The organism is Bradyrhizobium valentinum (assembly GCF_001440405.1).
GTDB classification, from domain to species: Bacteria; Pseudomonadota; Alphaproteobacteria; order Rhizobiales; family Xanthobacteraceae; genus Bradyrhizobium; species Bradyrhizobium valentinum.
Genome location: NZ_LLXX01000128.1, coordinates 16,317 through 19,391 on the forward strand (window position 1 = coordinate 16,317; position 3,075 = coordinate 19,391).

At 56.7% G+C, this 3,075-nt stretch carries 4 protein-coding genes; 2 read left to right on the plus strand and 2 right to left on the minus strand.

The genetic code is table 11. The features are described 5' to 3' along the window. Positions 1 to 614: 614 nt before the first annotated feature. Entirely contained in the window at positions 615 to 890 is a 276-nt protein-coding gene (locus CP49_RS44950) for a hypothetical protein (protein WP_156438577.1), read from the minus strand. A 542-nt stretch (positions 891 to 1,432) separates the two neighbouring features. On the opposite strand from CP49_RS44950, the gene CP49_RS22180 reads away from it, so the two are divergent. Continuing rightward, positions 1,433 to 1,678, plus strand: coding sequence for a DUF2934 domain-containing protein (locus tag CP49_RS22180; protein ID WP_057852319.1), 246 nt, complete (start codon positions 1,433 to 1,435; stop codon positions 1,676 to 1,678). Between the two features lie 813 nt (positions 1,679 to 2,491). After that, a complete protein-coding gene (locus CP49_RS43120; RefSeq protein ID WP_082646160.1) occupies positions 2,492 to 2,728 on the plus strand; it encodes a zinc-finger domain-containing protein in 237 nt (78 codons plus the stop codon). Positions 2,729 to 2,858: 130 nt separating this feature from the next. Here the strand turns inward: CP49_RS43120 and CP49_RS46210 are convergent. Beyond that, on the minus strand, positions 2,859 to 3,075 hold a 217-nt coding region (locus CP49_RS46210), incomplete at its 5' end, for a thiol-disulfide oxidoreductase DCC family protein (protein WP_197423182.1).

The following is a 3,075-nucleotide window of genomic DNA, read 5'->3' on the forward strand; positions in this document are numbered from 1 at the left end:
CGGGGCATTCCAAACCGAATGTAAGGCGGCTCTTGATACGCGGGCGTTCTGGCGATGATGGCGCGGATCGGGGTCATGAAGGCGCTCAACCGTCACATCGTTCGGGAATTCAATCCCGAGCGCAAGGATACCCATTGGGGGAAGCGGAAGCTCAAGAGGGACCAATCATGACCGTCTGGATCTACGTCGAAAACGCCAAGCAGGTTGGTGACCGCGATCACCTGAAGGTCTTTGGAGCCAGGACGCGGCCCAGAATAGTTCGAGGAAAACGATCCTGAAGGAGCTGCCTTCGAGTATGCAGTTCAGACCAACTGCTCAGAAAATCGCCTTGTGGGAACCTGATGTAAGACGTTTGCTCGTCGAGTAGGTCCGTGGCGCGACACCTAGGAGCAACCTCCCCTAGCCCCGCACCATCCACCCGCAAGAACCCCTGCCGTCTTACCCAGACCGGCGGGGTTTTGCTTTACGTGAGACACGTATGAAAAAATCCGCCCCGGATTCTCGAATAGCAATCTCGTCTCTTGCTGATCCTCAGCTTCGCCGGCGTGAATACATGACGTATCGGCGTTCGTGGAAGTTGTCGGTGCCCAGCATGACCTGGCTGATTGCAGGTCCTAATCTTTCGGAAGCGGTTCGACTAGCAAGCAGCGAAGTTCATCGATCTGCCGTGCAAAGTCTATTGCCTTTGCCTTCAACACTTCCATCGCATGGCCGCGATGGCCTTCATTTTCCAATTCTATGATTCGCTCGTTAAAATCGCTCAATTCCTTTTGCAGTTGCTGGATTTCGTGTTGAACCGGGAAACGCGCGGCTGGAATTTTCTCGACTTTCTCTCCGGTCTCTGCACGCATCGCTAAGAGGTTACCGGTTCTTGGCCGCGGCTTGGTCATGGCCCCTCCGAATCGCAGGCAGTTCAGTGCATCATCCTACCTGTTCAGGCGACCTTCTCCACCTATTGTCTGTTGCTCTCAAATCCCAACCAGCGACTGGAATGGTTTTGGCTCCGTGCCGGGCTGGAGGCACGTTGGCGCCGCTTTTGAGATGATCGACGTCGGCCGCCGCTCCGTTGGCGCCCATTTTGGCGGCGCGAAATATGCGCACGTCCTCTTAGGATTTCTTCTTTTCGCCCGGTCTGAGGAAATAGACGCCAACCTGATTCAACCCCTTGCGCCTCGGGTTGGATACCCCCGGGACGAGGAGATGCCAGAGCGTTCATCAGGGTGGGGCCGCAAGTTCGAAGAGCCGATCGCGCTGCCGGGCGGCGGCAGCCTCGTCCCTCGCCCGCCGCCGCGATCTTGACGCGCTTCAAAGAGACCTGGTGATCGCAATCTGACCAGGCAATCCAACCGACACCAGCGGTTAAGATTTCGTTAACTTTACAGGAGCAAGACTTTGCCTGCCGGGGCTGGGCGCATCATGAAAGGAGAATCCCATGCCAAATCTGGAAGAGGCCATTCGCGAACGTGCCTACCACCTCTGGATCGCCGATGGTGAACCCGAGGGCCAGGCAGACATCTATTGGCTCAATGCTCAACGCGAAATTCTCACGACATCAGTTGAAAACTCAGGCAGCAACGCTGACGCCGCAGCGCCCACCGACACGAGATTGGTTGCGACGAAATCCGCCAAAAAGGCAAAGGTCGCCCGATCGGGAAAAAACAAAACCCGCGCCGCATAGTTTCATGCGAGCATCGTCACGCGGACCCGTAACGACGACTCCGTCATCAGCGGAGCGGGTAGCCCCGCTCCTGTTCGTCAAACCGAATCGAGGCCGATTTTCAGGAATGCCGAGACAGTCGGGATTGGACTGCGAGAAGTACCGGCGCTTCTAAGGCGAACACCCTTCTGAAGACAGGATGGGACGTCCACATAGCGGACTCCGACGGCAGGCGGTATGGACCGAAAAGCTTCAATGAGGTTCTATCATTCGACCGGAAATCGCCGATCAAATTTTAGCATGGATCAGCGGCCTGGCGCGAATCGCCGGCTAACCAATCGAGAGCAATATGCTTACTGAGTTCGATCAGAATACGATTGCCAATATGACGGCTGCTCTGGATTACGTTTGCAAAAAGATTCCTGCGGATAAGGACAGCACTGAACTTCGCAAGCGAATTGCAGACGAACTCATTCAGTGTGCGCGGTCTGGGAAACGCACCGTGATCGATCTCCAAAACGCTGGACTGAAGTTCTAAAGGCGACAACAAAGCCGACCGGCTTCAATTGGTTCGGCCTAAGGCGCTTCTATTCCGCTAGTCATCGGGATTGATGTGGTTCAGCATTATTGTCGGCTTGAGAGCTGGTGCTGAAGGCGAAGGGGAAATGTCCGACAACGATTCGCCCGCGGCTAGTCGCGACCCCTGACTACGTTTTACGGCAACCGAACGACGCGAGAGGGGCGCCGCTCACCGGGTGCTGATCCAGCCCTCGCTCGACGATCCATGCACGGCACTTTGCATCATCGATCGGGCGCCTAAGCCGCGCGCTGCAGATGGAAAGTTATCCGAAGTTTCATAATGAAGTCGGGGTGCCGATCGTGCGCATTGGCTGCCGCGAGTTCAAGTGCATTGGGGATAAACCGCCGCAAGATCACCCACACATCTACCTCAAGATGGGCGATGCCAGTGAGATCGTCTGCCCCTATTGCTCTACGCTATTCCGCTTCGATCCGAGCTTGGGCGCACACCAATCTGATCCGGCAGATTGTGCTTACGGTGACAGGGACTGAGTTGAATTGCAGTAGCGCTGCTTCCTTCGTCATGGCGGCCGCAGCCAACCAGCGTCGGGCGCCATCGTCCCGCAGTCTCGGGGCGGTTCACGATGGCCACGAACGATCCGCAATCGGCAGGATGCAAGCGTCACGACGGCCGAAACCAGCGATAGCGGTTGCGCGCGACCAAATCATAGATCGCGTCGCGGATCACCCGTGGGACGAATTGGAAGACCGATGTCCACTGCCAACGCGGAAGCTCGCGCGCAATGCGCAGCACGGCTTCGGATTTTACATAGGCCTGGCCGTTCGCCAAGAAGGCAAAGGAATCCGGGTGATCAGGATCGATGCCGAGCTGCTCAGCG